Source organism: Sulfurimonas sp., assembly GCF_027056685.1.
GTDB lineage: Bacteria > Campylobacterota > Campylobacteria > Campylobacterales > Sulfurimonadaceae > Sulfurimonas.
The window spans coordinates 1-4,689 of the sequence record NZ_JALUKE010000066.1; the positions used below are offsets into that span (position 1 = coordinate 1).

Here is a 4,689-nt window from a genome sequence, read left to right on the forward strand (position 1 = left end):
AGATGCGTTTGTACCACTCCCACTCTCTGTTCATGGAGAAGTTTGCACGAAAGTATTTTTTGAGCCAGTTTTTATGTGCGAGTGATGCTGCCTGTTCGATGTCAAGATACTCGAAGTATTGGCGATAGCCTAGAAAAAGCTCATCACTTCCCTCTCCACTCATAACAACTTTGTAGCCATCTTTTTTTATAGCTTCAAAAAGCAGGTAGAGTGGTACTGCTGCAGGGTCATTAAGAGGCTCATCAAGTGTATCAAAAATAGACTCTGTTGCGTTAATAAACTGCTCTTGATTGATGATGATTTGTCTGTTTTGCACTCCTAAGCTCTTGGCACTCTGTGCTGCGTTTAGACGCTCATCATACTTTTTAAAACCCTCATAACCTATGGTATAAGTTTGTAGATTATTGCCATTTTTTTTGGCATAGTAGTTGATTGTAGCACTGTCTATGCCTCCAGAGAGCAGGGCAGCCATGGGAACATCACTCTCTAAACGCAGTAACATAGACTCTTCTAAAACTGCTTTGAGTTTGTCAATGGCCTCATTTCTATTTGTGATGGTGCATGGCTTTGTGTCAAGCAGGTCAAAGTATCGTTTCACTTCAAATCTGCCACCCTCAAATATAAGGTATTCACCTGCTGCAAGTTTTTGAATACCTTTGTAGAAGGTATGCGGCGGAGTAGGTGCTAAAAAAGAGAGGTAACTTAAAAGTGCATCGTTGTTCATCTCCTTTTTTTTCAAAAAGGGAGTAAGGGCTTTAATCTCTGAGGCAAAAATAAACTGCTCTTGTCTCTGCATAAAAAAGAGTGGTTTTTTGCCAAGACGGTCACGAAATAGATAGAGGGTTTCGCCATCGTGCAAGGCAATGGCAAACATTCCACGCAGATGTTTTACAAAATCAACACCCCATTGTAAATAAGCCGCGATGATGACTTCACTATCGCTCTGCGTTTGAAAATCAAAATCAAGCTTGCGTTTTAACTCTTTGAAGTTGTAGATTTCTCCATTAAAAGAGAGAAGGATCTTTCCATATTTTAGTGGTTGGTGGCTTCTGTGGTGGCTGTCTTGAATGCTAAGTCTTTGGTGTGCAAAGAAGAGGTTTTGTTGTTGAACTATGCCACAATAGTCTGGTCCTCTATGCGAGAGTTTGGCTAAAACTGATTTCGCTCGGCCTTCATCGTAGCTACCAAGTATGCCAAAAATGGCGCACATTACTTGAAAAATCCCATGGTGATGTCATGCTCTAAGTAGTCATCTTTAAAGCTGATTTTTTTGACACCAAGCTCCTGTGCAATATCTTCAAGTGCTTTTTTGTTGAGATAATTATATATTTCACTTTCACGATTTCCATATAAAACATTAAATATAAACCCCTTTTTAGAGGCTTCAAAACATTTACGAATAAAGAGCGTCGTCTCAAAGCGTGTTAAAATATTCATAGCACCACTACAGAGATAATAATCAGCAATAGGGAGTTCATTTCGCAATATATTTGCATGAAGTATCTCTTGATGCGTCTGCTCTTTTGCAAGAGAACACATCTCGTCCACAGTATCTATGCCTATATATTTTTGTGGAAGATTTTGATTGTTTTTTAAAAAATGGTAGAGGTCACCAAACCCACACCCTGCATCAGCAATGCAAAAAGAGGAGAGGTCTTGGGGCAAAAAAGAGTGCAGAACATCAAAACGCAACTGTTGGCGTGCAGTGTCTATCCAACAGACTCCTTGTGCCGATACACCATGCTTTTTGATGGCATTTTTATAAAATTTTTCACTATTTATGCGTGACATACTGCTCCTTTAGGAATAGTATTATATAATAATTCTATAAAAGGATGGAAAATGAGAGTAGCTATTGTTGGACTAGGTGGTGTTGGTGGTTATTTGGCTGCAATGTTTGCTAAAAGTGGCTGTGATGTTGTTGGATTTGCTAGAGGGGCGCATCTTGAAGCGATACAAAAAAATGGCATTACGATTGTAGAAGATGAAACGCAGTGGAGTACACCGCTAAACGCAGTGAATGTAAACGCAGCAGAGGGTTACTTTGATGTAGTAATATTTTGTGTCAAAAGTTATGATTTAAATGACGCTTATGCAAAAATGGCTAAAAATATAGATGAAAACTCCATTTTACTCTCATTTTCTAATGGTGTTGATAATGCACAGCGACTCAAAAAGCTTTCAAACGCAGTGGTACTTGAGGGCTGCGTTTACATTCTTTCACATATTGAAAAAGCGGGTGTTATTCGTAAAAAGGGGAAGGTATTTGCAGCTGTATTTGGTGGGGATGATGTAAACGCAGTACAAAAAGTAGCTGCACTCTTTGAAAAAGCTCAGCTACGCTATAAAACCCCGAGTGATATTACAACTGCCATCTGGAAAAAATATATTTTTATCGCTGCGTTTGCAACTCTCACATCTTACTACGATACAAGCATTGGTGCTATTTATGAACATCATTATGATGAAGCAAAAGCTCTTTTAGAAGAGATAGCTGCGTTTGCAAAGGAGCATGAGGGAGTGAACATTGATGATGAGGTACAAAAAGCACTTGATACTGCCAAAAAAGTGCCTTACGACTCTTCAACCTCTATGCGTCTTGATTTTCAAAATGGTAAAAAAGTGGAGCTTGAGAGTCTAAGTGGGTATGTGAAAAAACCACTTATGCTGAAGTTCTATAAGGCACTCAATTTATAGATGCTCAACGCTCATTGGTTTAAAAAATAGATAACCTTGAAAATATTTACACCCCATAGAGATTAATTTTTCATATTGTTCCTTTGTTTCAACACCCTCTGCAATAACTTCTAATCCAAACTTTTGACCAATAGAGATAATTGTCTGTGTAATAATTTCATCATTTTCATCTTCCATAATATCTCTTATAAAAGATTGATCAATTTTGAGTTCATCCATAGGCAATTGTTTTAAATAAGAGAGGGAAGAATATCCTGTCCCAAAGTCATCAATCGAGAGAGATAACCCCATTTTTTTTAATTTATTCAATTTCTTTAAGGTTTCATTTATATTTTGAATTAATACTCCCTCTGTTAGTTCAAGTCTGATTTTAGAAGCTTTCACATTATATTTGAGCAATATAGCTTCAATTGTTGGCATAAATGTTTTATCTTCAAATTGTTTAGGGCTCACATTAATAGAGATTCTCCAATCTCTTTTTTCGCTATCTATCTCCCAAAGTTGAATCTGTTTGATTGCCTCATTAAGTATCCACTCTCCAAGTTTAATAATAAGACCACTCTCTTCTGCTAGGGGAATAAAATCAGCTGGTGAGATAATACCATTAGAGGAGTTCCATCGTATTAATGCTTCCACTCCTATTATTTTGTTTTTTCCTGATGTTACCTGAGGTTGATAAAAGAGACTTATATCACTAGAATCGATTGCTTTTCGTAAGTTATCTATTAGAAATATTTTATCTTCCATTATTTTTTGAAGTTCTGGATTAAAAAAACAAAAAGTATTACGTCCCTTTTCCTTTGCATTATACATGGCACTATCGGCATATTTCATCAATTCGTCCATAGATAAATTTTCAGCATTAAAAAGCTTAATACCAATACTTGCTGTTATTCGAAAATCATAATTTTTTATAATATATGGAGTTTCTAAAGACTCTAATATCTTTTGTGCAATAATTCGTACACTATCCATCGCTGTATCACGATTTTTCTTTGATATATCGAGAAGAACAACAAACTCATCACCACCTAATCTTGCAGCAATGTCATTCTCTCGTATTGCGTTTTTTATTCTGAGTGCAGCTTCTATGAGTACTAAATCACCAACATCATGTCCAATTGTGTCGTTTACTCCTTTAAAATTATCCAAATCTATAAACATCAATGCATTATATTCACTGTTTCTATGACTTCTTTGGAGTGATGTTTGTATATATTTTTTTAGTAGTAATCTGTTTGGTAAACCTGTTAAAATGTCATAATAAGCAAGTTTTAATATCTTCTCCTCGTACTTTTTTCTATCTGTAATATCAATAATAGCTGATACTCTTACCTTCTTTCCAGCTAAGAGTAGATTATGCCCACGTATCATTGCAGGAAAAGAAACACCATTTTTTTTAAGCATATTAGCTTCATATGGCTCTTTATCGTCTAGTTGAATATAATTTTTTACCAAATCACGAGAGCTGGAATCAACAAATTCTAAAGCAAATTTACCTATCATTTCCTCTTTATCGTAACCAAAAAGTTCTATAGCCACTTTATTGACTAGTACACATTTCTTATTTTCATCAAATATTAGAATGGCTTCTATTGTTGCATCTAAGAGAGTTTTAAAAGATGCTGTTGCACTGTTTTTTTCTTCTAAAAGTGCTTTTTCTAGCTTTTTTGCTTCTGTTATATCTACACCAATATTTATGATGACCTCTTTGTTGTCACTCCATAAAGCTGTATGCGCACGAAAAGAGTAATAACGCTCATTCTTAGAGTTTTTATTTTCCCATTCAAAGGTTTTGTCAATAAGAAATTGGGATGAATCACCAGTGAAAGCTAAAGGACAAAAAGAGCATGGAGAATTTTCATTTTTTTGAAGAGTTGTATAACAAACTTTACCAATTACTTGACCAAACTCTTTTATACATTTTTTATTTGCGTACAAAATCTTATATGTTTTTAAATCAATAACATATATCAATGCATCTGTATGATT

4 protein-coding genes are annotated in these 4,689 nt (G+C 35.4%); 1 reads left to right on the forward strand and 3 read right to left on the reverse strand.

Features of this window, described 5'->3' with window-relative positions; genetic code table 11:
- A partial coding sequence (gene asnB / locus MVY38_RS02855; protein WP_297483445.1) for an asparagine synthase (glutamine-hydrolyzing) occupies positions 1 to 1,210 on the reverse strand: 1,210 nt, incomplete at its 3' end.
- On the reverse strand, positions 1,210 to 1,791 hold the full coding sequence (locus MVY38_RS02860; RefSeq protein WP_297483447.1) for a class I SAM-dependent methyltransferase: 582 nt from the start codon (positions 1,789 to 1,791) through the stop codon (positions 1,210 to 1,212). The genes MVY38_RS02860 and asnB, both read right to left, overlap by 1 nt.
- A 51-nt stretch (positions 1,792 to 1,842) precedes the next feature.
- On the opposite strand from MVY38_RS02860, the gene MVY38_RS02865 reads away from it, so the two are divergent.
- Entirely contained in the window at positions 1,843 to 2,697 is an 855-nt protein-coding gene (locus tag MVY38_RS02865) for a ketopantoate reductase family protein (RefSeq protein ID WP_297483449.1), read from the forward strand.
- Here MVY38_RS02865 and MVY38_RS02870 read toward each other — a convergent pair.
- Positions 2,692 to 4,689, reverse strand: a 1,998-nt coding sequence (locus tag MVY38_RS02870; protein ID WP_297483451.1) for an EAL domain-containing protein, incomplete at its 5' end; no start/stop codon positions are given. The two genes, MVY38_RS02865 and MVY38_RS02870, sit on opposite strands and share 6 nt — an antisense overlap.

Coding starts and splice junctions, on each gene's coding strand:
- MVY38_RS02860 (WP_297483447.1), bottom strand. CDS start 1,791: ATGTCACGCATAAATAGTGAAAAATTTTATAAAAATGCCATCAAAAAG.
- MVY38_RS02865 (WP_297483449.1), top strand. CDS start 1,843: ATGAGAGTAGCTATTGTTGGACTAGGTGGTGTTGGTGGTTATTTGGCT.